The sequence below is a fragment of the Acidovorax radicis N35 genome (genome assembly GCF_000204195.1).
GTDB classification, from domain to species: Bacteria; Pseudomonadota; Gammaproteobacteria; order Burkholderiales; family Burkholderiaceae_C; genus Acidovorax; species Acidovorax radicis.
The window spans coordinates 694,125-717,571 of record NZ_AFBG01000020.1; the positions used below are offsets into that span (position 1 = coordinate 694,125).

At 59.1% G+C, this 23,447-nt stretch carries 23 protein-coding genes; all 23 read left to right on the top strand.

Going from position 1 to position 23,447, the window contains the following annotated elements; all coding sequences use genetic code 11:
- Window positions 1–27 precede the first annotated feature (27 nt).
- The 23 genes from surE to ARADN35_RS0117010 all read left to right on the top strand — a co-directional run bounded on the left by surE (window position 28) and on the right by ARADN35_RS0117010 (window position 22,853).
- The gene (gene surE, locus ARADN35_RS0116895) at window positions 28–816 is read left to right on the top strand and encodes a 5'/3'-nucleotidase SurE (protein ID WP_010464148.1); all 789 of its coding nucleotides are present in this window, start codon (window positions 28–30) and stop codon (window positions 814–816) included.
- Window positions 816–1,586, top strand: coding sequence for a protein-L-isoaspartate(D-aspartate) O-methyltransferase (locus ARADN35_RS0116900; RefSeq protein WP_029414114.1), 771 nt, complete (start codon window positions 816–818; stop codon window positions 1,584–1,586). The genes surE and ARADN35_RS0116900 overlap by 1 nt, the downstream gene beginning before the upstream one ends.
- Before the next feature lie 12 nt (window positions 1,587–1,598).
- Entirely contained in the window at window positions 1,599–2,513 is a 915-nt protein-coding gene (locus tag ARADN35_RS0116905) for a peptidoglycan DD-metalloendopeptidase family protein (protein WP_010464155.1), read from the top strand.
- A gap of 41 nt (window positions 2,514–2,554) precedes the next feature.
- Window positions 2,555–3,559: an RluA family pseudouridine synthase gene (locus tag ARADN35_RS0116910; protein WP_010464158.1), complete on the top strand. Its 1,005-nt coding sequence runs from the start codon at window positions 2,555–2,557 to the stop codon at window positions 3,557–3,559.
- Window positions 3,560–3,709: 150 nt separating this feature from the next.
- On the top strand, window positions 3,710–4,447 hold the full coding sequence (scpB, locus tag ARADN35_RS0116915) for an SMC-Scp complex subunit ScpB (protein WP_010464160.1): 738 nt from the start codon (window positions 3,710–3,712) through the stop codon (window positions 4,445–4,447).
- Entirely contained in the window at window positions 4,447–6,024 is a 1,578-nt protein-coding gene (locus ARADN35_RS0116920) for a pseudouridine synthase (RefSeq protein WP_010464161.1), read from the top strand. Before scpB ends, ARADN35_RS0116920 begins: the two co-directional genes overlap by 1 nt.
- An 89-nt stretch (window positions 6,025–6,113) precedes the next feature.
- Window positions 6,114–6,539 carry a nucleoside-diphosphate kinase gene (gene ndk / locus ARADN35_RS0116925; RefSeq protein WP_010464162.1) on the top strand — a complete coding sequence of 142 codons (426 nt, stop codon included), beginning with the start codon at window positions 6,114–6,116 and terminating at the stop codon, window positions 6,537–6,539.
- A gap of 87 nt (window positions 6,540–6,626) precedes the next feature.
- Window positions 6,627–7,751, top strand: a complete 1,125-nt coding sequence (rlmN, locus tag ARADN35_RS26520) for a dual-specificity RNA methyltransferase RlmN (protein WP_010464163.1) — start codon at window positions 6,627–6,629, stop codon at window positions 7,749–7,751.
- 36 nt (window positions 7,752–7,787) lie between these two features.
- On the top strand, window positions 7,788–8,624 hold the full coding sequence (gene pilW / locus ARADN35_RS0116945) for a type IV pilus biogenesis/stability protein PilW (protein WP_010464164.1): 837 nt from the start codon (window positions 7,788–7,790) through the stop codon (window positions 8,622–8,624).
- Complete coding sequence (locus tag ARADN35_RS0116950; protein ID WP_029414118.1) at window positions 8,617–9,531, top strand: helix-turn-helix domain-containing protein; 915 nt, start codon at window positions 8,617–8,619, stop codon at window positions 9,529–9,531. The genes pilW and ARADN35_RS0116950 overlap by 8 nt, the downstream gene beginning before the upstream one ends.
- Window positions 9,532–9,551: 20 nt before the next feature.
- Complete coding sequence (gene ispG, locus ARADN35_RS0116955) at window positions 9,552–10,814, top strand: flavodoxin-dependent (E)-4-hydroxy-3-methylbut-2-enyl-diphosphate synthase (protein ID WP_029414119.1); 1,263 nt, start codon at window positions 9,552–9,554, stop codon at window positions 10,812–10,814.
- A 154-nt stretch (window positions 10,815–10,968) separates the two neighbouring features.
- Complete coding sequence (gene hisS, locus ARADN35_RS0116960) at window positions 10,969–12,234, top strand: histidine--tRNA ligase (protein WP_035198245.1); 1,266 nt, start codon at window positions 10,969–10,971, stop codon at window positions 12,232–12,234.
- A 14-nt stretch (window positions 12,235–12,248) separates the two neighbouring features.
- Complete coding sequence (locus ARADN35_RS0116965) at window positions 12,249–12,935, top strand: YfgM family protein (RefSeq protein ID WP_010464170.1); 687 nt, start codon at window positions 12,249–12,251, stop codon at window positions 12,933–12,935.
- A 2-nt stretch (window positions 12,936–12,937) separates the two neighbouring features.
- Complete coding sequence (bamB, locus tag ARADN35_RS27435; protein ID WP_081474658.1) at window positions 12,938–14,104, top strand: outer membrane protein assembly factor BamB; 1,167 nt, start codon at window positions 12,938–12,940, stop codon at window positions 14,102–14,104.
- A gap of 13 nt (window positions 14,105–14,117) precedes the next feature.
- A complete protein-coding gene (der, locus tag ARADN35_RS0116975) occupies window positions 14,118–15,461 on the top strand; it encodes a ribosome biogenesis GTPase Der (RefSeq protein ID WP_010464174.1) in 1,344 nt (447 codons plus the stop codon).
- A 113-nt stretch (window positions 15,462–15,574) separates the two neighbouring features.
- Window positions 15,575–15,829: an RNA chaperone Hfq gene (gene hfq / locus ARADN35_RS0116980; protein ID WP_010464175.1), complete on the top strand. Its 255-nt coding sequence runs from the start codon at window positions 15,575–15,577 to the stop codon at window positions 15,827–15,829.
- A gap of 69 nt (window positions 15,830–15,898) precedes the next feature.
- Complete coding sequence (hflX, locus tag ARADN35_RS0116985) at window positions 15,899–17,065, top strand: GTPase HflX (protein WP_085940314.1); 1,167 nt, start codon at window positions 15,899–15,901, stop codon at window positions 17,063–17,065.
- Between the two features lie 54 nt (window positions 17,066–17,119).
- Window positions 17,120–18,496, top strand: coding sequence for an FtsH protease activity modulator HflK (gene hflK / locus ARADN35_RS0116990; RefSeq protein WP_029414121.1), 1,377 nt, complete (start codon window positions 17,120–17,122; stop codon window positions 18,494–18,496).
- 9 nt (window positions 18,497–18,505) lie between these two features.
- On the top strand, window positions 18,506–19,414 hold the full coding sequence (gene hflC / locus ARADN35_RS0116995; protein ID WP_010464180.1) for a protease modulator HflC: 909 nt from the start codon (window positions 18,506–18,508) through the stop codon (window positions 19,412–19,414).
- A gap of 31 nt (window positions 19,415–19,445) precedes the next feature.
- Window positions 19,446–19,628: a DUF2065 domain-containing protein gene (locus ARADN35_RS27440; RefSeq protein WP_010464181.1), complete on the top strand. Its 183-nt coding sequence runs from the start codon at window positions 19,446–19,448 to the stop codon at window positions 19,626–19,628.
- Between the two features lie 90 nt (window positions 19,629–19,718).
- Window positions 19,719–20,867 (top strand): ATP phosphoribosyltransferase regulatory subunit, encoded by a 1,149-nt coding sequence (locus ARADN35_RS0117000; protein WP_029414122.1) that lies wholly within the window; start codon window positions 19,719–19,721, stop codon window positions 20,865–20,867.
- Between the two features lie 27 nt (window positions 20,868–20,894).
- Window positions 20,895–22,271 carry an adenylosuccinate synthase gene (locus tag ARADN35_RS0117005; protein WP_010464185.1) on the top strand — a complete coding sequence of 459 codons (1,377 nt, stop codon included), beginning with the start codon at window positions 20,895–20,897 and terminating at the stop codon, window positions 22,269–22,271.
- Window positions 22,272–22,328: 57 nt separating this feature from the next.
- Complete coding sequence (locus ARADN35_RS0117010) at window positions 22,329–22,853, top strand: phosphoribosyltransferase (protein WP_010464186.1); 525 nt, start codon at window positions 22,329–22,331, stop codon at window positions 22,851–22,853.
- Window positions 22,854–23,447 lie beyond the last annotated feature (594 nt).

The window sequence follows — 23,447 nt, forward strand, 5'->3', positions numbered from 1 at the left end:
AATCCGTTGCAAGCTCCACCGCAACCCATGAAAATTCTGATTTCCAACGACGACGGCTACCAGGCTCCGGGCATCGTTGCGCTGCACGATGCCTTGAAAACCCTTGATGGGGTGGAGGTGGAAGTGGTCGCGCCCGAGCACAACAACAGCGCCAAGTCCAATGCGTTGACGCTGCACTCGCCGCTGTATGTGCACAAGGCCTTCAACGGTTTTCGCTATGTGAACGGAACGCCAGCCGACTGCGTGCACATCGCCCTGACGGGGCTGCTGGGCTACCGGCCCGATCTGGTGGTGTCGGGCATCAACAATGGCGCCAACATGGGCGATGACACCATCTATTCGGGCACGGTGGGCGCGGCCATGGAGGGCTATCTGTTTGGCATTCCAGCCATTGCCTTCTCCCAGGTGGACAAGGGGTGGGGCGAGATCGAGGCCGCTGCGGCCAAAGCGCGCGAAATCGTTGCGCAGATGCTGGCGCAGAAGCTCGTGAACGAAACCCCGTGGCTGCTGAACGTGAACATTCCCAACATGCCCCTCGACGCGCTGAAGCCCCTCAAGCTGTGTCGCCTGGGGCGCCGCCACGCGGCCGAGCGTGTGATCGTGCAGGAAAGCCCCCGGGGCGAGGCGATGTACTGGATCGGTGGCGCAGGAGCGGCCAAGGATGACGCGGAGGGCACGGATTTCCATGCCACGGCGCAGGGCCATGTGTCCATCACGCCGCTGAAGGTGGATCTGACCGACCACGACAACCTTGGCTACTGGGCGCAAACGGCGTCCCGGCTTGCGGCAGGGGCGGCTGGCGCCCCTGAGCTCTGATGCAGCGCCGCCCAGGATTTCCAGCCCGGTTGCCGGGGTCTGGACATGCTCCAGCCCGGACCGCGCCGATGGCGACGCCCGTCCGCAATCCAGTGGCGGCAGCCCCGGTAGGCATCGGGTTGGACTCTGCGGCGGTCCGCGCGCGCATGGTGCAGAAACTGGCGGCTGGTGGTATCACGTCGGCGGCGGTGTTGCAGGCCATGGGCACTGTGGAGCGCCATCGTTTTGTGGACAGTGCCCTGGTCAATCAGGCGTACGAGGACACAAGCCTGCCGATTGGCCTCGGGCAGACCATCTCCAAACCCAATGTCGTTGCCCGCATGTGTGAATTGCTTTTGGGGGCTGAGGGTGCGCGCACCGGTGGGTTGGGGCGCGTGCTGGAGATCGGCACGGGCTGCGGCTACCAGGCCGCCGTGCTGAGCCACCTGGCACGCGAGGTCTACACGCTGGAGCGCCTGCGTGGCCTGCATGACAAGGCGCGCCACAATCTGCGCCCGTTTCGCCTGGCCAATGTTCATTTGCTGTTTGGTGACGGCATGCTGGGCTACGCCAAGGGCGCACCCTATGCAGCCATCATTGCCGCAGCTGGTGGTGATGCCGTGCCCCAGGCTTGGTGCGATCAATTGGCCGTTGGCGGCAGGCTGGTTGCACCCATGGCACTGGCGGGTGGGCAGCAGATGTTGCTTGTGATCGACAAAACTCCGCACGGATTGAAACAAAGCGTGCTGGAGCCTGTGCATTTTGTCCCTCTAAAATCGGGGATTGCCTGAAGGGAATTGCTTATGTTCGTATCGCGTGGTCTTGTGGTTGGGTTGACTGTGGCACTGGCGGGTTTTGCGCTCACCGGCTGCGGTACCCGGCTGAACAAGGCTCCAGTGGAAGACCGAGGCACATCCTCCTCCACACCTTCTTCCTCCGCACAACCCGGTGTGGTGGTTGGCGCCCCCGTCAAGCCGCTGCCTGGCGCCGAGAACGCTGGCAAACCAGGCTATTACACGGTCAAGCCAGGAGATACCCTTATCCGCATCGGGCTGGAATCTGGCCAGAGCTGGAAAGACATTGCGCGCTGGAACAGCCTTGACAATGCAAATCTGATCGAAGTCGGCCAGGTGCTGCGCGTGGCGCCGCCGGTAGCCGCTTCGCAGGCAGTCGCCTCGGACAGTGGCGTGGTAACGCGGCCTGTCACGTCCTCCACCGTGACGCCTGCAGCACCTGCCAGCACACCAGCGCCCGCTGCCAGCGCGGCCAAGCCTGCCACTTCGGCGGCCTCTGGCCCCGTGGTGGCAGTGGCACCCGCCACGCCTGCGGCTCCCCAGGCTGCAGCAGAAGATGACATGGCGTTTATCTGGCCAGCCCCAGGTTCGTTGATTGCCGGTTTTGACGAGGCGCGCAACAAGGGGTATGACATTGCTGGCAAGGCGGGGGATCCGGTCCTGGCAGCTGCCGATGGCCGTGTGGTGTATTCAGGGGCGGGGCTGCGCGGATATGGCAATCTTGTCATCCTCAAGCACAACAACACGTTTTTGACGGCGTATGCCCACAACCAGACCCTGCTTGTCAAGGAGGATCAGGCTGTGCGCAAGGGGCAAAAAATTGCCGAGATGGGTAGCACCGACGCCGACCGGGTCAAGCTGCACTTCGAAATCCGTCGCCAGGGCAAGCCTGTCGATCCGTCGCGTTACCTGCCTCCCCGTTGAATCCCGCTGTGGCTCTACCGCCCGTGGGTGCAACCGGTGATGTGCAGGGCTCGGCCGGAACCGTGGATGACCTGCTGAACGAAGAGTCGGAGGGGCTTGCGGAAGAATCGGGAAGCGAGCTTCGCTCCGCGCAGATCGGCGCCGGGCAACATGCCGCCCGGCTGGACCGGGCGCTGGCCGATCTGGTTCCCGAGTTCTCGCGCAGCTATCTGCAGCAGTTGCTGGCGCAGGGCCTGGTGAGCCTCAACGGCAAGCCGGTCACCAAGGTCGCTACCCGCGTGAAGGTGGGCGATCAGGTGGTGCTGGAAATGCGGCCCACCCTGCAAAGCCAGGCCTTCCGGCCCGAGCCCATGGAGATCGAGGTCGTCCATGAGGACGCGCATCTGCTGGTAGTGAACAAACCAGCGGGCCTGGTGGTCCATCCAGCGCCCGGGAACTGGAGTGGCACCTTGCTCAACGGTCTGCTCGCCCGCGACGAAAAAGCACTGACCGTGCCGCGTGCCGGCATCGTCCACCGGCTCGACAAGGACACGAGTGGCTTGATGGTGGTGGCGCGGGATCGCTCCACCATGGACGCGCTGGTCGCACTGATCGCGGAGCGCAAGGTGCAGCGCCAGTACCTGGCCCTGGCCCACGGCGCATGGTCAGGTCCCAAGAGCCGCACGGTGGATGCTCCCGTCGGCCGAGATCCACGCAACCGCCTGCGCATGGCTGTGGTGGACCTGGTGCTCCATGCGGGCAAGCTGGCGCGGACCGACGTGCGCTGGTTGGCTGGTTCGGACGAAGGCTGTTGGGTGCAATGCACGCTGCACACCGGGCGTACCCACCAGATACGGGTGCACATGGCATCCCTGAAGCACCCGCTGGTGGGGGACAGCCTCTATGGGGGCGCGCCGGTTGGCGCGATGCAGCGGCAGGCCCTTCACGCCTACCGCCTGGCTTTTGTGCATCCCGTCACGGGCGAGGCGCTGGAATTCCATGCGCCCGTGCCCGAAGACATGCGCCAGGCACTCTCCTTGTGGGGGCTGGGCTACAATGCGCCCTGACGGCCAGACTGGCCCCCCCAGCCCGTAGACGGAATCCCGCCGGGCTCTTGCGTCGCGCCAGCGCCCTTGCACAGCGCGCCATTGATTGCCCCCTGCTGTTGATGTGCCACCCGTTGCAACGCGTGGCACTTTTCCAGGAATCGCTGAACCATGAACACGGTGGATGCCAAACGGGTCCTCGAAACTGCGCTGATCTGCGCGCAGCAGCCTGTGCCCCTGCGCGAGCTGCGAGTGCTTTTTAATGATGCATTGGGGTCGGACACGCTCAAGGTGCTGCTGCAGGAGTTGCAGTTGGAATGGGCGCAGCGGGGTGTAGAGCTGGTTCAGGTGGCCACAGGGTGGCGCTTCCAGAGCCGTCCCGAAATGCGTGAATACCTTGACCGGTTGCACCCCGAAAAGCCTCCGCGCTATTCGAGGGCCACCATGGAGACACTGGCAATCATTGCGTATCGCCAGCCCGTAACACGGGGCGATATTGAGGACATCCGGGGGGTGACGGTCAATAGCCTGATCGTCAAGCAGTTGGAAGACCGTGGCTGGGTCGAGGTCATTGGTCACCGGGAAACGGTGGGGCGCCCGGCGCTGTTTGCAACCACCCGGCAGTTCCTGGATGACATGGGATTGCAGTCGCTGGATCAACTGCCGGTGCTCGACGACCCCTCAGGCAATGCGAACGTGTTGGAGGCAATGGCTGCTGCTGCGCAGGGAGTGATAGAGCCAGAGGCTGAGCTGGTGGCGGTGGGCGCAGATGCCCAGTCGCTTGAGTCTTCAGAGACTGTTGCTGCCAGTGGACAGTGGCCGCAGGTGGACGATTTTTTTCAGAATGTGGAGACGGATCTCCGCGATGACGATGCCGATACCCCGGGTGGTATCCAGGGAAATACTTGATGAACGACTCGACCCCCGAAATTCCGGCTGATCTGCCGGAGGCTGATCCTTCAGCGGCTGCCGCAGCGCCCAAAAAGGTCGCTGCCAAACGTGCTCCGCGCAAGAAGAAGGCCGAGCCAGTGGACAACGTGGAAGCCGAGGGCGGCGCTGTTGCGGATGGGCGGGATGCTGCCACGGCACCAGCCCCGGCCGTCGAGTTGCTGTCCCGGTCTCTTCAGCAGAATGTGCCTGTGGATGCACTGGTTGTGGCCGAGCCTGCAACGGTTCAGGCAGGTGTTCCTGACGCGATGAACGCGCCAGGCCAAGGCGAGCGCCAGCACCGTGGGGACGTCAGGGGGCGGCAACCACGCGCCGAAGGGGTTGCTCGGGACAAGCGCAAAGCCGTTGTGCCCGCTGTGCAGGGTTATGAGTTTGAAGATGTGGTGTCGGGCCGCTTTGACGAGGACGATGCCTCTGCAGAGACGGTTCCCGCCAAGCGCGTGCTGTTGCCCCAGGTGGAAACTCCGAAGCTTCACAAGGTGCTGGCCCAGGCGGGTTTGGGCTCGCGTCTGGAGATGGAGCAGCTCATTCTGGAAGGTCGCATCTCGGTGAACAATGAGCCTGCCCATATCGGGCAGCGCATCCAGTTCGGCGACCAGGTCAAGGTCAATGGCAAACCCATCCGCTATCGCATCGACCCTCCCCCTGCGCGCGTGATTGCGTACCACAAGCCTGTGGGCGAAGTGGTGACCCACGACGATCCGCAGAACCGGCCCACCGTCTTTCGCAAGCTTCCCCGGCTCATGCAGGGCAAGTGGCAGTCGGTTGGACGTCTGGATCTGAATACCGAAGGCCTGCTGCTGTTTACCAGCTCGGGTGAGCTGGCCAACAAGCTGATGCATCCCCGTTTCGGGCTGGAGCGCGAATACGCCGTGCGTGTGCTCGGCGCCCTCAGCAACGAGGAGAAGCAGAAGTTGCTGGATGGTGTGCGGCTGGACGATGGCATGGCGTCGTTTGGTTCTATCGAGGACGGTGGCGGCGAAGGGTCCAACTGCTGGTACAGGGTCACCATTTCCGAAGGGCGCAATCGTGAGGTGCGTCGCATGCTCGAATCTGTGGGTCACGCGGTCAGCCGACTGATCCGTATCCGTTACGGTGCCATGGTTCTGCCGCGTGGACTCAAGCGTGGCGCCTGGCTGGAGCTTGACGAGGGTGATATCCGTGCCTTGGTACAGGCGGCTGGTGCGGGGCGCCCGGAGGCTGTTGAAGGCCGTCCGGACGAAGGTTCGGATGCTGCCGGCGGGCGGGGAGGTGGCAACAAGCGCAACCGTGGGCGCAGTGGCCCTCGTGTGGGTGATGGTCCGCGCCGCGACATGTCGCAGGGGGCATCGGGTGGTCCCCGTGGTCAGAAACCGCGACGCGACGGAGGGCAGGGTTCCGACCGTGGTAACGGTGGTGGTGACCGCCAGCGCGGAGCCGCACAACCCGACCCGATGAAAACATCGGTAGGCTATATCGGCATGGACAGTCTCTCGCGGCACCGCCAGGACAAGCGACGCCCCGGTGGGGGAGGCCCTCGTCGCGGAGGCGGGCGCTAAGCGCGCGTAGCGCAGGTCTCCCCGGTTAGAATCGAGGGCTTTGTCCGGTGGGCAAACGAAATACAGCAACATCAATTCAGGAAATTACTATGGCAATCGAACGCACTCTCTCCATCATCAAGCCCGACGCAGTGGCCAAGAATGTTATCGGTCAGATCTATGCACGCTTTGAAGCGGCTGGCCTCAAGGTTGTAGCAGCGCGCATGGCCCACCTGTCGCGCCTGGAAGCCGAGCAGTTCTACGCAGTGCATAAAGCGCGTCCTTTCTTCAAGGACCTGGTGGACTTCATGATCTCCGGCCCTGTGATGATCCAGGCCCTGGAAGGCGAAAACGCGATTCTGAAGAATCGCGAACTCATGGGTGCTACGGACCCCAAGAAGGCAGAAGCTGGCACCATCCGCGCCGACTTCGCTGACAGCATCGATGCCAACGCAGTGCATGGCTCCGACGCGGCTGAAACGGCCCAGGCAGAAGTGGCTTTCTTCTTCCCAGGCCTGAACATCTACTCGCGCTGATATGGGTGTCCCCATGCCTGTTCCCGCAAACGTGGGAGACCTGCGCCATGGGGACGACTGCGTTCGGCCCACCCAGGGGGGAGCGCAGTGACGACCACCAACCTATTGGAATTTGACCTCGACGGTCTGGCGGCCTTCTGCCAGCAGTTGGGTGAAAAGCGGTTTCGCGCCACCCAGCTGTTCCGCTGGATCCATCAGCGCGGCGCCAGTGACTTTGACGCTATGAGCGACCTGGCCAAGGCCTTGCGCGACAAGCTCAAAGGCTGCGCTCGTGTCGAAGCCCTGCCCGTCGTCTCCGAACATGTTTCCTCAGACGGCACGGTGAAGTGGCTGTTTGACGTGGGAGATGGGAATGCGGTCGAGGCTGTTTTCATTCCTGAGGATGACCGGGGAACCCTGTGCATTTCCTCGCAGGCCGGCTGCGCTGTGGGGTGTCGTTTTTGCTCCACGGGGCACCAGGGTTTCAGCAGGAATCTGACCACGGGTGAGATCATCGCTCAGCTTTGGTTTGCTGAACATTCCTTGCGTCAACGCCTCAAGTCCGAGGACCGCGTCATATCGAACGTGGTGATGATGGGGATGGGCGAGCCTCTGCAAAACTACTCGGCTCTCGTGCCTGCCTTGCGCACCATGTTGGATGACCACGGGTATGGTTTGTCGCGTCGGCGGGTGACCGTGTCCACGTCGGGCGTGGTTCCAATGATGGATCGCCTTTCCCAGGATTGTCCTGTGGCCCTGGCAGTGTCGCTGCACGCACCGAACGATCCGCTGCGCGATAACCTGGTGCCGCTGAATCGCAAGTACCCTATTGACGAATTGTTGGCTGCCTGCAATCGCTATCTAGCGCATGCGCCGCGTGACTTCATCACATTTGAGTACTGCATGCTCGACGGGGTCAATGATCAGGTGGAGCATGCGCGGCAGTTGATCGAATTGGTCAAGCCGGCCCGAGGGGAAGGGGTGCGCTGCAAATTCAACCTTATCCCTTTTAATCCTTTTCCTGCATCGGGGCTTTTGCGTTCGCCGCAGAGCCAGGTGTTGGCCTTTGCCAAAGTCTTGAGCGAAGCGGGTATTGTCACGACCGTGCGCAAGACTCGCGGGGATGATATCGACGCTGCGTGTGGCCAACTCGCGGGGGATGTCAAGGACCGCACGCGGGCTGCTGAGCGCATGGCAAAGCAGCGGACAATCGTGCTCAAACCGGTGACTTGATCAGCAAGCAATCGGCATACTTCAAGGAGGCTCTACATGGTGGGATTGATTGGACGCTGGCAGCAATGGGGCCGCTGGACGCTCACGGCATGTAGTGTGGCGGCCTGTGTGGCGGCACTCCAGGGGTGTGCTACCACCAATAGTGGGATGCCCGCCGCCGATACCAATGCCGGATTGATTACTCCGTCCGACGAGCCAGAAACGAGGCGCCGCGCCCGCATACGCCTGGAGCTTGCTTCCAACTACTTCGAGAATGGCCAGACGGCCGTAGCGCTCGACGAGGTCAAACAGGCGTTGGCGGCCGATCCCACGTATGCCGATGCTTTCAATCTCCGCGGTCTCATTTACATGCGGTTGGGCGACCTTGTCCAGGCTGACGATAGTTTTCGCAGAGCATTGGCTTTGCGCGGGGGAGATCCCAATCTGCTGCACAACTATGGATGGTTGTTGTGCCAGCAGCAAAAATATGCGGAAGCGGATCAGCATTTTGCTCGGGCCCTCACCAGTCCGTCTTACACGGCGCGCAGCAAGACGTTGATGGCCCGAGGACTTTGCCAGTCGGGTGCTGGCCAGTTCGCGGAGGCTGAGCAGTCCATGCTGAAGGCCTATGAGCTGGATGCGGCGAATCCTGTGGTGGGTTACCACTTGGCGGCGCTTTTGTTGCGGCGCAATGAATTGACCCGGGCGCAGTTCTATATCCGGCGCCTCAACAATAGCCAGTTTGCCAACTCCGAGTCGTTGTGGTTGGGAATCAAGGTGGAGCGCACTTTGGGCGACTCCGTGGCCATGAAGCAACTGGCGGACCAGTTGCGCAAGCGTTTCCCGGATTCGCGGGAATTGGGTGCATTCGAGCGTGGGGCTTTCAATGAGTGAGGTTTTGGAGAGTGACGGGGCCACCGCGGGTGGGTTGCTGAGAGAGGCGCGGCAAGCATCTGGTATGCACATCGCTGCCCTGGCTGTGGCGCTGAAGGTACCTGTCAGTAAGCTGGAGGCGCTGGAGGCGGACAACTACGAAGCCTTGCCCGATACGGTGTTTGTGCGCGCGCTTGCTTCCAGCATGTGCAGGACGCTTAAGCTGGATCCCGCGCCGATTCTGTCACTGTTGCCGCAAAGTAAAAGCCCGCGCTTGGCGACCGACAGCGCAGGGCTGAATGCTCCGGTAAAAGGGAGTATTGGGAAGTCGTCTTCCTCCTCGGCGTCCTTTTCGTCGGGATCAACCTCACGGTCTGTGACGGTGGTCGTTTTGGCATTGTTGGTGGGTGCGCTGGTCCTGGTCTTTTTCCCTCGGCCACAGGACGGTGCAACGAGTCCGTCTGCGGCATCTGCGCCCGCCAAACCTGCCGTTAATGTCGTCGAGCAGCAGGCGATACCCCCCGTCATGGGTGCTTCGGGTGCAGTATCCGCGGTTGCGGAGCGTGTGCCAGAAAGTCCTCAATCGCCGGCAGTGGGGCGCCCGGAACTGACACGCCCTGCCGCCGTTGCTCCGGTTGCCAACGACGTCGCCTCTGCCCCGGTTGTTGCCGCCAGTGCGGCCACCCCACCGGCAGGTGCGTTGGTGTTGCGCGCGCGCAGTGAATCCTGGGTGCAGGTACGGGACTCGGCAGGCGCTGTGGCGTTACAGCGCAATCTGGCGGCAGGTGAGTCGGTGTCGGTCGCTGGACAGATGCCCTTTGCTGTCGTCATCGGTCGTGCAGACGCAACGGAGGTGTTCGTGCGTGGAAAACCTTTTGACTTGACGACGGTTTCGCGTGAAAACGTAGCTCGCTTCGAGGTGAAATAGTGGAAAAGCTACCGTGTGAGATGGATCCCATTGCTATAGCGTCCCCTTTGCCTCGGCGGTCGCGCCAAGCCAGGGTGGTATGGGGTTCGCGCGTGGTAACCGTGGGCGGGGACGCGCCGGTGCGTGTGCAGTCTATGACAAATACCGACACCGTGGATGCCATTGGTACGGCTATACAGGTGAAGGAGTTGGCACAGGCTGGCTCGGAGTTCGTCCGAATTACCGTGAACACCCCCGAGGCGGCGGCGGCAGTGCCTTACATCCGTGAACAGTTGGACCGGATGGGAGAAAGCGTGCCGTTGGTGGGAGATTTCCACTACAACGGACACCGGCTTCTCACCGAATTTCCTGACTGCGCGCAAGCTCTTTCCAAATACCGCATCAATCCCGGCAACGTTGGCAAGGGCGACAAGCGGGATCGACAATTTGGTCAGATGATTGATGCGGCCATGCGCTGGAACAAGGCCGTGCGGATCGGAGTGAATTGGGGCAGTCTTGACCAGGATTTGCTGGTCAATTTGATGGACACCAACAGCCGTCGCGCCAAGCCTTGGGAGGCGCGCCAGGTCATGTACGAGGCGCTAATCACGTCAGCCATTGAGTCCGCCCATCGGGCGGAAAAAATGGGCCTGGATGGCAATCAGATCATCTTGTCCTGCAAGGTCAGTGGTGTGCAGGACCTGATTTCCGTGTACCGCGAACTTGCGCGTCGCTGTGACTACGCGTTGCACCTGGGACTCACCGAAGCAGGCATGGGCACAAAGGGCACGGTAGCGTCGGCTACCGCGTTGTCTGTGCTGTTGCAAGAGGGGATTGGCGACACCATCCGTGTATCTCTGACCCCCCAGCCTGGTGAAGCGCGCACCCAAGAGGTGGTGGTCGCTTCGGAGATATTGCAGGCATTGGGATTGCGCGTGTTTGTTCCCAGTGTTACCGCGTGCCCAGGTTGTGGCCGTACCACCAGCACAACATTTCAGGACCTTGCCAAGCAGATCGACGATTTTCTGCGTGCCCAGATGCCTGTGTGGCGCGTTCGCTATCCCGGCGTCGAAAATTTACGCGTCGCAGTGATGGGATGCATCGTCAATGGCCCTGGAGAGAGCAAACACGCAGACATCGGCATCAGCCTCCCTGGCACGGGGGAGGCTCCTGCCGCGCCTGTGTTTATCGATGGCGAAAAGGCCATGACGCTGCGTGGTGACAACATTGCCAATGAGTTCCATCAAATTGTCGAGCAGTACATTGAGAAGCGCTTTGGCGCTGCCGTCGTGTCTGCGGCCTGAGTTTCGCTCGCTTTGCCTTTGATTGCTGCTCAGCTGCCTGCTGTGGCGGCAGCAATGCCTTTCCAAGAACTGCCAGATAGAGAAAAGAACAGTTGTGAGTAACGAAAAAAGCACTTTGGCGCCCAAGCCGGAAAAATTGGTCGCCGTGAAAGGCATGAACGATATCTTGCCTCCGGAATCTGCCCGCTGGGAGTGGCTAGAGTCAAAGGTCCGCGACCTCATGGCGCGCTATGCCTATCGCAATATCCGTACGCCGATCGTTGAACCTACGCCGCTCTTTGTGCGGGGGCTTGGGGAGGTCACCGATATTGTGGAAAAAGAGATGTACTCTTTTGAGGATCGTCTCAATGGTGAGCATCTCACTTTGCGTCCTGAGGCGACTGCCGGGGTTGTCCGAGCCGTCGCAGAGCATTCCATGCTGTATGACGGAGGCAAGCGCCTCTACTACATGGGGCCCATGTTCCGTCACGAGCGTCCGCAGCGGGGGCGATACCGCCAGTTCCACCAGATTGGGGCTGAAGCGCTGGGTTTTCCTGGCGCCGAGGTCGACGCGGAATTGATCTTGCTCGCCCAGGCACTGTGGCGTGAACTGGGCTTGCAGAACGTGCGGCTGGAGCTAAACAGCCTGGGTGAGCCGCATGAACGCAAGGCCCACCGTGCTGCGCTGATTTCCTACCTAGAGCAGCATATGGATGTGTTGGATGAAGAGGCGCGCCGACGTTTGCACAGCAATCCGTTGCGCATTCTGGATACCAAGAATCCTGCTATGCAATCCATGGTGGAAGCTGCGCCTCGTTTGATCGATTTTTTGGGGCCTCAGTCACTCGCGCATTTCGATGCCGTCAAGTCCATCTTGAGCGCCAACGGAGTCTCCTGGACTGTCAATCCGCGGCTTGTTCGGGGTATGGACTACTACAACCTGACGGTTTTTGAATTCGTCACCGATCAGTTGGGCTCGCAGGGCACGATTTGCGGCGGCGGTCGCTATGACTACCTGATCGAGCAGATCGGTGGCAAGGCTGCGCCTGCGGTGGGATGGGCGCTGGGGGTTGAGCGTGTGCTTGAACTTCTCAAGGAACAAGCCAGTACGCTACCTGCCCTGTCGCCTGACGTTTATGCCGTGATTCCATCCGTGGCGGCTCTACCAGTGGCTGTGACTACCATCGAGCGGTTGCGGCAGCTTGGTGTCAGTGTACAAATGCACGCTGCGCCCGCTGGGGGTGAGGGCATGGGCAGCATGAAATCCCAATTCAAGAAGGCAGATGCGAGTGGCGCGCTTTACGCGCTGGTCTTCGGCGAAGATGAGCTGTCCCGTGGGATGGTTGTTGTCAAGTCATTGCGTGATGGTGTGGGCGCACAGTCCGACCACACTCTGGATTCCCTGGCCGAATGGGCGCCCACCCTACAATCCAATCGCTAAACAGAACACATTCCATGGCAAATCACCTCGATCTCGAAGAACAAGAGCAGCTTGATCAGCTCAAGCATTTCTGGAACACCTGGGGCACGCTGATCAGTTCGGTGCTGATTTTGGTAGCGGGCTCTTTGGTCGCTTGGAACGGATATCAATATTGGCAGAACCGGCAGGCGGGCCAGGCCGCAGCGCTCTATGACGCTGTGGAGGTGGCAGCCCGGGCAGGTGACCAAAATCGGATGGCGCAGGCGTTTGCTGACCTGAAGGCCAAGTACGCAGGCACGACCCAGGCCAGTCAGGCGGGGCTTGCGTTGGCCAAGACCATGGTGGATACAGGCAATGCCGATGGCGCCAAAGAGGCACTCGGTTGGGTGGCGACCCAGTCGGGAGATGATGGCCTTAAGGCCTTGGCCAAATTGCGCCTGGCCAGCGTGCTAATGGATCAAAAAAACTACGACGAAGCACTCAAACAGCTGTCTGGCAGTGCTCCGCTGGAGTTTGATGCTGTGTTTGCAGATCGTAGAGGCGACATCTATCTTTTGCAGGAAAAACGTGCAGAAGCCATTGCTGAGTACGCCAAGGCCTATAAGTCTCTTGAAGACAGTGTTGAGTACCGTCGCCTTGTGGAGGTCAAGCTTGGGGCTTTGGGTGTCTCTCCCCAAGGTGTTGCTATGGCTGCCGCTGGATCCATAGACGGAGTGAAATAACCATGGCGTTCATTCGTGAAAACGAGGCGAAGTGCGGGTTGTTTGGGTTGCGATGCATTGTCTCGGGGGTCTTGGTGGCCACATTGGCAGGATGCTCGCTATGGAGCAGTGGCGCCGCCAAGCCTGTGCCTGCTGATCTGGGAGCCAATGTCGCAGTGCTTGGCGTGCGGCAGGCCTGGACCAACCGGATTGGCAGTGTTGCTGGCTTGCCCCTTGATATCCACACGGCAGGCAATGTCGTTACTGTCGCATCTTCCGATGGGATTGTGGCTGCGATCGACGCCCGCACCGGCGGGGATGTATGGCGCGCGGCGCTGGCGGAGCCGTTGTCTGCGGGGGTTGGAAGTGACGGCAAGTCGGCCGCAGTTGTTTCCCGCAGCAATGCGCTGATCGTTTTGGATGCTGGCCGTGAGCGGTGGCGCCAATCACTGGCTGCGCAAGTATTCACTCCTCCCCTTGTCGCTGGCGGACGCGTATTTGTACTCTCGGCCGATCGTTCCTTGGCGGCTTTCGATGCTGCGACGGGGCACAAACTCTGGAGCCAGCAGCGCTCTGGAGACCCCTTGATTTTGCGTCAGGCAGGCGTTCTTGTGGCGGTTGGCGATACGTTGGTGGCGGGTTTTGCCGGCCGTATCGTGGGCTTGAATCCAGACAATGGCAGTGTGCGCTGGGAAGCTCCGTTGGCCAGTTCGCGCGGCACCAACGATGTTGAGCGTTTGGTAGAGCTGGTCGGGCGCACCAGCAGAGTGGGCGATTCCATCTGTGCGCGTGCATTTCAGACAGCTGTAGGTTGTGTCAATGCTGCCAGGGGTTCGGTGGCTTGGGCGCAGCCGGCCAATGGTGCCGATGGTGTGCATGGTGACGGGGAGGCTCTGTTCGGTGCAGAGAGCAATGGCACGGTGGTTGGGTGGCGCCGCAGCGATGGTTCGCGTCTATGGACGACTGACAGGCTCAAGCACCGCAAACTGACGGCGCCTCTGCTGCTAGGGCGCTCGGTGGTGATTGGGGACGACACAGGCCTCATTCATCTGCTATCCCGTACGGATGGTTCTCCGCTCAACCGCATGGCCACGGATGGTTCAGGTATTGCCGCAGCACCCGCTGTGGCCGCCGATACGTTGGTAGTGGTTACTCGCAATGGTGGTGTCTACGGATTCCGTCCAGATTGATGGATTTTATTTAATGAAGCCAGTTATCGCCCTCGTGGGGCGTCCGAATGTCGGCAAGTCCACGCTCTTCAACCGCCTGACCAAGTCCCGCGACGCCATTGTTGCGGATTTCGCAGGGCTTACGCGTGACCGGCATTACGGTAATGGCAAGCAAGGTAAGCACGAATACATCGTTATCGATACAGGAGGCTTTGAGCCTGATGCGTCGAGTGGTATCTACAAGGAAATGGCCAAGCAGACTCAGCAGGCTGTCGCCGAAGCCGATGTGGTCATTTTTGTAGTAGATGCCCGTGCAGGCGTGTCCGCACAAGATCATGACATTGCGAATTATTTGCGCCGTCTTGGCAAGCCTTGTGTTCTCGTTGCCAACAAGGCAGAAGGCATGCTTGAAGGCGTGCAACTCGCCGAGTTCTATGAGTTGGGCCTGGGCGAGGTCTACCCGGTGTCTGCGGCGCATGGACAGGGTATCCGGAGTTTGGTGGATATTGCCCTTGAGCCCCTACAGCTTCCTGAGCCCGATGACTCCGATGGCGATCCTGACAAGGGCATCATCAAGCTTGCTGTTGCGGGGCGACCGAATGTTGGTAAATCGACGCTGATCAACACGTGGTTGGGCGAGGAGCGCTTGGTTGCCTTCGACATGCCGGGCACGACCCGGGACGCCATTACCGTACCATTTGAGCGCAATGGTCAGCGCTTTGAACTGGTGGACACGGCAGGGTTGCGACGCAAGGGGAAGGTTTTTGAGGCGATCGAAAAGTTCTCGGTCGTCAAGACACTTCAAGCTATTGAGTCGGCCAATGTGGTGCTGCTACTGCTCGATGCGACTCAGGGCGTCACGGACCAGGATGCGCACATCGCGGGATACATCCTTGAGAGTGGCAGGGCGGTGGTTGTTGCTGTGAACAAATGGGATGCGGTCGATGACTACCAGCGCCAGTTGCTGGAGCGGTCTATCGAGACCCGGCTCGCATTTCTGAAGTTCGCATCCTTGCATTTCATTTCGGCCAAAAAACGCCAGGGCCTGGGACCGCTCTGGACGTCCATTGCGCAGGCGCACAAAGCGGCGACCTGCAAGATGTCGACCCCGATATTGACACGTCTGCTGTTGGAAGCGGTGCAATTCCAGAGCCCCAAACGGGCGGGCATGTTCCGGCCGAAATTGCGATACGCGCACCAGGGTGGCATGAATCCTCCGGTCATCGTTGTCCATGGCAATTCGCTGGAGCATGTCACCGATGCTTACAAGCGTTTTCTGGAAGGTCGTTTCCGAAAGGAGTTTGATTTGGTGGGTACGCCGCTGAGAATAGAGATGAAGACCTCGCACAATCCCTTTGCAGACAAGGACGACGACTGATTCAAAGGTCAAAGACTCGATCCTTGAAGGGCCATGCGTCCTGAGTCTGGAGCGTGTCTCAGGCTGTGGTAAGGTGCTGGTTTACAACAACATTTTTGAACACGGAGAATATCGTGAGCAATAAAGGCCAACTTTTGCAAGACCCCTTCCTCAACGCCTTGCGTCGGGAGCATGTTCCTGTTTCTATCTATCTCGTGAACGGAATCAAGCTGCAGGGGCAGATCGAGTCGTTTGACCAATACGTCGTGTTGCTGCGCAATACGGTGACCCAGATGGTCTACAAGCACGCCATTTCTACAATCGTGCCAGGCCGCGCGGTCAATTTTTCCACTGCCGATACTTCTGATGCAGATAGCAACAACGCTTAAGTTGTTGTTCCTGAATCCGTCTTCGCCTCTTGCCCTGATCGGGCTAGAGGGCAAACTCCTTTGCATTCGATGACCTCTTCATCGGTAGACGGTACTCCGGTATTGCTCGTGGGGGTGGACTTTGGTCTTCCGCACTTCGATGGTGATCTTGAGGAATTGGGGTTGCTTGCGCAGACAGCTGGCATGAAACCTGTTGGCCGCTTGACGTGCAAGCGGAAAGCTCCGGATGCTGCCTTATTCGTTGGTAGTGGCAAAGCGGATGAAATTCGTACCCTGGCGCAGATGCACGGTGCGGTGGAAGTTCTGTTCGATCAGTCCCTCAGTCCGGCACAGCAGCGAAATCTGGAGCGTCACTTAGAGCTTCCAGTCAATGACCGCACGTTGCTGATTCTGGAAATTTTTGCCCAGCGCGCCCGCAGTCATGAAGGCAAGCTCCAGGTGGAGCTTGCGAGATTGCAGTATCTCAGTACCCGTCTTGTACGTCGTTGGTCGCATCTGGAGCGCCAAACGGGTGGGATTGGGGCGCGTGGCGGTCCCGGCGAGAAGCAGATTGAGCTGGATCGCCGGATGATCAGTGATGCAGTCAAGCGTACCCGTGACCGCCTGGTGAAGGTCAAGCGTCAGCGGTCCACACAGCGGAGGCAGCGCGAGCGACGTGATACCTTCAACATTTCATTGGTGGGCTACACCAATGCAGGTAAGTCCACACTCTTCAATGCACTGGTGAAGGCGAGAGCCTACGCTGCAGACCAGTTGTTTGCGACACTGGATACCACGACACGGCAACTCTATTTGGGTGATGCCGGGCGATCAGTCTCACTGTCCGATACCGTGGGATTTATCCGGGATTTGCCTCACGGCTTGGTGGATGCGTTCCAGGCAACGCTGCAAGAGGCCATTGATGCGGATCTACTGCTTCATGTCGTGGATGCATCCAATCCGGGCTTTCCGGAGCAGATGGCTCAGGTCCAAAAAGTATTGCACGAGATCGGGGCGGCTGACATTCCCCAAATACTAGTGTTCAACAAGCTGGACTCACTGGAGGCCGAGCAGCGCCCGCCGCTTCTTGAGGACCAGTATGACGTCGATGGTCAGTTGTTTCCGCGCCTGTTTGTGAGCGCACGTTCTGGCGAGGGATTGGGTACGCTGCGCCAAGCGCTCTCATCCCGAGTCGTTGCTGTCCAGGAGCGCATGACCCCTGAAGCCGCCATTGAATTGCCAGGGACCGTGCCCTGATTGGGCACAATGCCAGCATTACCAATGCCATACAGAGAACCAGAGACTTTGCGCATGAATTTCCAAAATCGCACCCTACGCTGGGCATCGTTGCCAGAACGCATTCGGGGCATGTTCAATCTGAATGACCCTCGCTGGGGGCGCGGCGAGGACAACAAGACTGACGATGGCGGACGACCGGATGAGCGGCCTGCTACACCACCACCGGCCGGCAATCGGGGCAACGACCAGCGGCCGAACAATGGGCAACCGCCGGACCTGGATGAACTTTGGCGTGACCTGAACAAGAAGCTCGGAGGCTTCTTTGGTTCCAAGAACGGCGGTGGTCGAGGGCCAGGCAACGGCGGTAGTTCTGGTGGCGGATTTCAGCCGGATATGAAGAGCGCAGGCGTGGGCGTAGGGCTGATCGCAGGGATCGTCTTCGTCATCTGGATGGGGACAGGTTTTTTCATCGTCCAGGAAGGCCAACAGGCCGTCATTACTCAGTTCGGCAAATACAAAAGCACGGTGGGGGCAGGGTTCAACTGGCGCCTGCCTTACCCCATTGAGCGCCACGAACTGGTCTTTGTGACCCAGATACGGTCCGCAGATGTTGGGCGTGACAGCATCATCAAGAGCACGGGGTTGCGGGAGTCGGCCATGCTCACGGAAGATGAGAATATCGTAGAGATCAAATTTGCCGTTCAGTATCGCTTGAGTGACGCCCGCGCTTGGCTGTTTGAAAGCAAGAACCCGACGGATGCCGTGGTTCAGGCGGCGGAGACGGCAGTTCGCGAAGTGGTTGGAAAGATGCGCATGGATACGGCGTTGGCCGAAGAGCGTGATCAGATTGCACCGCGTGTTCGTACTCTCATGCAAACCATCCTGGATCGCTACAAGGTGGGCGTGGAGGTGGTCGGTATCAATCTGCAGCAAGGTGGGGTGCGCCCCCCAGAGCAGGTGCAGGCCTCCTTTGACGATGTACTCAAAGCGGGCCAGGAGCGCGAGCGGGCCAAGAATGAAGCCCAAGCGTACGCGAATGACGTTATCCCTCGGGCCGTGGGTTCTGCATCGCGCCTGAACGAAGAGGCAGCAGCCTATAAGGCGCGGATTGTTGCCCAGGCGCAAGGTGATGCGCAGCGATTTTCTTCCATCCTTGCGGAGTACCAGAAGTCGCCGCAGGTGACCCGTGACCGCATGTACCTGGAGACCATGCAGCAGATTTATGGCAGCGTGACCAAGGTGCTAGTTGAATCGAGACAGGGGTCCAACCTGTTGTATTTGCCACTGGACAAGATCATGCAAAGTGTCGCCAGTGGAGGAGGGGCTTCTGATGCCCCTGCCGCGAGCACTACGGCCCCTGTGGCGGCACCGGCGGTGCCTTCGTCTACTTTCTCTAATGACCCCCGAGCGCGTGACAGCAGTCGTACACGTGATCGTGAATCTCGCTAGGAGCAGCTCGTGAACAGAGTCGGATTTATTGCATCGACCCTCCTGGTGGTACTGGCCCTCATGAGTTCCATGCTTTTTGTGGTGGATCAGCGCCAATTTGGTGTGTTGTATGCGTTGGGGCAGATCAAGGAAGTGATCACCGAGCCGGGTTTGAATTTCAAGCTGCCACCACCCTTCCAGAATGTGTCATACATCGACAAACGCCTTCTGACGCTGGACAGCAGCGATACGGAACCTATGCTGACAGCGGAGAAGCAGCGTGTGGTGATTGATTGGTATGTGCGTTGGCGGATCTCTGAGCCTACGGAGTACATCCGCAATGTCGGTCTGGACGAAAGTGCGGGCGCGATGCAGTTGAACCGAGTTGTCCGCAATGCATTCCAAGAAGAGATCAACAAGCGCACCGTCAAGGAATTGCTTTCCCTCAAGCGGGAAGCATTGATGGCGGATGTGAAGCGTGAGGTGCTGGAGACGGTCCGTGGTGCCAAGCCTTGGGGTGTCGATGTTGTGGATGTACGCATTACCCGCGTCGACTACGTGGAGGCGATTACGGAATCGGTGTATCGGCGCATGGAAGCTGAACGCAAACGGGTGGCCAATGAGTTGCGCTCCACGGGGGCGGCAGAGGGTGAAAAAATCCGTGCTGATGCGGATCGCCAGCGTGAAATCACGATCGCCAATGCCTATCGAGATGCTCAGAAGATCAAAGGTGAGGGCGACGCCGAAGCTGCGCGCATTTACGCAGAGGCTTTTGGCCGCGACCCACAGTTTGCGCAGTTCTACCGGAGTCTGGAAGCCTATAAGTCCAGCTTCAACAAGAAAAGCGATGTGATGGTTCTTGACCCATCTTCGTCGGAGTTTTTCAAGACTTTCCGAGGTGGTAATTCAGTGGCTGTACCTGCCGCACCTCGCAGGTAGATCTTGGGCCCGTCGTCGAAGGCCGGCCGCAGTGACTTTTGAAAACCTATGGACAGCACTGGCGCTGGTTCTGGTGATTGAGGGGTTATTGCCTTTCTTTTCACCCCAGAGTTGGCGACGGGCGGTTGCCCAGATTTTGCTGCTGCGGGACGGTCAGGTTCGATTTTTCGCCTTGTTGGCAATCGTCGCTGGTGTGTTGATGCTCTGGCTTTGACCAGCGCATGAGCCGATGGTGGATGGAGTCTCTCGGGACTTCTCTCCGCTCCCGGTAGAATCACGGTTTTAACAGCCCCCCTTTTTCTCCATGTCTGCTTGGGTCCTTCCGGATCACATTGCCGATGTCTTGCCGTCCGAAGCGCGGCACATCGAAGAATTGCGTCGCGGGCTGCTTGATACAGCCCGTTGTTACGGCTATGAGCTGGTCATGCCTCCTTTGCTAGAGCATCTTGAATCTCTGCTGACAGGCACTGGCGAGGCGCTCGATCTCCAGACCTTCAAGCTGGTGGACCAGCTCTCCGGGCGATCCATGGGGCTCAGAGCGGACACCACCCCCCAAGTGGCTCGTATTGATGCACATCTGCTCAACCGCAAAGGGGTCACCCGCCTTTGCTATTGCGGCCCGGTGCTGCACACACGGCCAGATCGTCCCCATGCGACCCGCGAACCGCTTCAGTTTGGCGCGGAGATCTACGGGCATGCCGGGCTGGAGGCTGATCTTGAGGCATTGCAGTTGGCCCGAGAATGTTTGCGCATTGCCAATGTGCACAACACCACAATTGACCTGGCGGATGTGCGCATCGTCCGAATTCTTCTGGCGGGCGTGCCGTTGAACTCCCAGATCCTGAGTGGTATCCATGCCGCACTTGCGGCCAAGGATGCGGCTGAATTGGCGGCCTTGACCCGCGATTTTCCCCCTGAATCTCGTGAAGGTTTGTTGGCTCTGCTTCAGCTCTATGGAGATCGGGGCGTACTGGTTGAGGCTCAAAAATCTCTCCAGCGCTTTCCTGGCATATCTCAAGTGCTATCAAATTTGAAATGGCTTGCCTCCCGCTTAGAAGGGGCTGCTGTTACTTTCGATCTGGCTGACCTGCGTGGCTATGCGTATTACAGTGGCGCGCGTTTTGCGATCTATGCCCCGGGTGCAAGCGACGCGCTCGTCCGTGGCGGTCGCTATGACGAGGTGGGCGCAGTGTTCGGTCGGACCCGTCCAGCGGCGGGATTCAGTTTGGACATCAAGCAGGTGGTGGGTGTGGTCTCGCCGCGTGCGCTAAAGGCTGCCATCCGCGCCCCCTGGGGGGAGGCCGATGACGTGAATGCCGCAATCGCCGAGCTGCGCAAGGCCGGTGAGACGGTGGTTTGCGTTCTGCCGGGACATGGGAGCGAAGTGGATGAGTTTCACTGCGACAGGGAACTGGTGCAGGTTGCGGGCCAATGGGTCGTGCAGGCTGTTTGAGCAATTGTCAATTGAATTGGGTTTGAGATGAAAGCAACCAAAGGTCGCAACGTAGTGGTAGTCGGAACCCAGTGGGGCGACGAGGGAAAAGGCAAGCTGGTTGACTGGCTGACTGAAAGTGCACAAGGTGTTGTCCGTTTTCAGGGCGGGCACAACGCGGGCCACACATTGGTTATCAATGGGGTCAAGACGGCGCTGCATTTGATCCCCAGCGGCATCATGCGCCCTGGCGTCAAGTGCTATATCGGCAATGGCGTAGTTTTGTCGGCTGCCAAGCTGTTCGAGGAAATCGAAGGGTTGGAGAAAGCAGGCGTTGAGGTCCGCTCGCGCCTGCGTATCAGCGAGGCCTGCCCCTTGATCCTTCCATTCCATGCTGCCATTGATGTGGCGCGCGAAGCTGCCCGTGAACAAGGCGGTACGGAGAAAATTGGAACAACCGGACGAGGGATTGGTCCTGCGTACGAGGACAAGATTGCCCGCCGTGCCTTGCGCGTCCAAGACTTGAAGTACCCAGAGCGGTTTGCAGCCAAGCTGCGTGAATTGCTGGATCTCCACAACCACATCCTTACGACCTACCTGCGCTCTGGCTCCTTCATGTTTGGTGATGCCCTCAGGCCTTACATTGAGGGCGGTGAAGTGCAATTCGACGTGGTCTACGCAGAGGCGATGCGCCATGCCGAGTTGCTCAAGCCCATGATGGCGGATGTGTCGCGTGAACTCAACGACGCCCACCGCGATGGCGCCAATCTCCTGTTTGAAGGTGCGCAAGGCACGCTGCTGGATGTGGATCATGGGACATATCCCTATGTCACGTCCAGCAATTGTGTTGCCGGAAACGCAGCGGCAGGGTCGGGTGTTGGGCCAGGGATGTTGCATTACATCTTGGGCATTACCAAGGCGTATTGCACCCGCGTAGGCGGAGGTCCTTTCCCTACAGAGCTTGATTGGGAAGTTCCGGGAACGCCCGGATATCACATGAGCACCGTGGGCGCAGAGAAGGGGGTGACCACTGGGCGTAGCCGTCGATGCGGCTGGTTTGACGCTGCGTTGCTCAAGCGTAGCGCTCAAGTCAACGGTCTCTCTGGTTTGTGCATTACCAAGTTGGATGTTCTGGACGGTCTCGAAGAGTTGTTGCTTTGTACGGGCTATGAACTCGACGGGGAGCAGATTGATCTCCTGCCCATGGGTGCGGAAGACATTGCGCGGTGCAAGCCGATCTATGAGACCTTGTCCGGCTGGAGTGAGTCCACCGTGGGTGTGACGGACTACGCTAAGTTGCCACAGAGCGCTCGCCGCTATCTGGAGCGCATTGAGCAGGTTACGGGTGTGCCGATCGACATGATCTCTACCAGCCCCGACCGCGACCACACCATCATGATGCGTCACCCTTATGTCGCAGGCTAGTGGTTTACCGATGCCACTGACTCACAAGCCCGCACCTATCTATCCAGGAGCCATTTCATGTTGACCGAAGACGGCAAGCACCTTTATGTCAGCTATGACGAGTACCACAGTCTCATCGAGAAGCTGGCACTGAAGGTGCATCAATCTGGTTGGGCGTTCGACACGATCCTTTGCCTTGCACGCGGGGGGTTGCGTCCAGGGGATATTCTGAGTCGCATCTTTGACAAGCCTCTGGCCATCATGTCCACGAGTTCTTACCGTGCAGAGGCCGGAACCGTGCAGGGACATCTCGATATTGCGCGTTTCATAACAACGCCCAAGGGTGAAATTGCCGGCAAGGTACTGTTGGTAGATGACCTTGCGGACTCTGGGCACACCTTGCATGCGGTGATTAGCATGCTGAAGACCAACTATGCTCCGATCACTGAGTTGCGCAGCGCCGTGATTTGGACCAAAGGCTTGTCGACATTCACTCCGGACTATTCGGTGGAATTTTTGCCGACCAATCCCTGGATTCATCAGCCGTTCGAAGGCTACGACAGCCTTAGCCCGGAGAAGTTGTTGGAGAAGTGGCGGGTGTAGAGGGGTGGTCAAGGGGGGGTTGTCCTATAGGTGAATGCTAAAATTTCCTCATATCTTTCTTGCCGCCCCTAAAACTAATGCTATAGTCGAGGGCTTCGCTACTGAGGCGGTTCTGCAGAAATGCAGGGAGCTGGTGGTTCGGGTGGTGATGGGGCTGAGGCCTTGTTGCTGCAGGGGCTGAGAAGGTGGTGAAGAAAGTTTGGTTTTGAGTTGTGGGTGGTGTAAAAACCGGTATATAATTCAAGGCTTCGCTGAGTAGAGCAAGGTGTTGCAAGACGCTGAGTTTGAAAGGTGATGAAGACGAAAAAGTTTTCAAAAGTTTGACAGTTCTTCAAAAACTGTGCTAGAATTCAAGGCTCAGCTGATCGCAGCTAAGTCGGGAAAACAAAGAAAGACTTCGGTCTTTGTGAGTGATCCGGTTCATTAAAAATATACAGCCGATAAGCGTGGGCGTTTGATGGCGAGTGCCAAGTTCTTTGGAACTAGTGCTTAGCACTACAAACGCTCATGAGAGAGAAGTGAAGTTCACTTCAATTCTTAATTATGAGTTGCTCGAAAAGAGCGAAAAAAATCAAGATCGAACTGTAGAGTTTG